1 protein-coding gene is annotated in these 1,074 nt (G+C 40.3%); it reads left to right on the top strand.

The features are described from left to right. On the top strand, positions 1-954 hold a 954-nt coding region (locus AC1DRF_RS29245; RefSeq protein WP_477742475.1), incomplete at its 5' end, for an MFS transporter. Positions 955-1,074: the final 120 nt, after the last annotated feature.

Raw genomic sequence — 1,074 nt, 5'->3', positions numbered from 1 at the left:
GCTTTAGGAGTGGTCGAAAGTGCCGTTATGCCTGCTATGCTAGTGTTTTTAAGCCACTGGTTTACAAAAGCAGAACGTTCTAGAGCCAACACGTTTTTAATTTTAGGAAATCCGGCAACTGTTCTTTGGATGTCTATTGTTTCTGGGTATTTGCTAGAATCGTTTGGCTGGAGATGGATGTTTATTTTAGAAGGTTTTCCAGCTGTTATTTGGGCATTTTTATGGTGGAAACTAGTAAACGACGAGCCAAAAGATGCAGGCTGGCTGTCGAAAAAAGAAAAAGCAGATTTACACGATGCGCTGCAAAAAGAACAAGAAGGAATCAAACCTGTTAAAGGCTATAAAGAAGCTTTCAAAAATCGTACTGTCATTTTATTAAGCATTCAATATGCTTTATGGAGTATTGGCGTCTACGGATTTGTTATGTGGCTGCCGTCTATTATTAAAGCAGCGCCTAACATGAGTATAGTGAAAACAGGTTGGTTAGCGTCCGTTCCTTACGTATTAGCAGTTGTATTAATGTTAACGGTTTCATATCTATCAGATAAGTTTTTAAAACGAAGCGCATTTGTATGGCCGTTCTTATTAGTAGGAGCGCTTGCTTTTTACGGATCTTATTTAGTTGGCACAAGCAACTTCTGGCTTTCCYTTGCTTTACTCGTTATCGCCGGAGGAACGATGTACGCTCCGTACGGACCGTTCTTTGCGATTATTCCTGAAATTTTACCGCGTAATGTTGCCGGAGGAGCAATGGCTTTAATTAATAGCATGGGCGCACTTGGTTCATTTGCCGGTTCTTATATTGTAGGATTTTTAAATGGATCAACAGGAGGATTTGGCGCTTCCTATATCTTTATGGCAGGATCATTATTCCTTGCGGCAGTTTTAACCATTGTCGCAACGAAAAAGCCAAGAGAAGTTCAAAGTGTAAAGCCAGTCGAAACAACGGCTTAATGTAACGATAAAAAAGGAGAATTGAGATGCATATTGAGAAAATTACAAGTAGCGGTATTGTAGCGGTCATTCGAGGAGCAAGTGCTGAGCGAATTATTCCACTTGCCTACGCATTAAAAG

It is taken from the genome of Priestia sp. P5_B4 (assembly GCF_056400385.1).
Note: the sequence above shows the minus strand (reverse complement) of the source record. Positions and strands in the feature narration are given on the sequence as shown.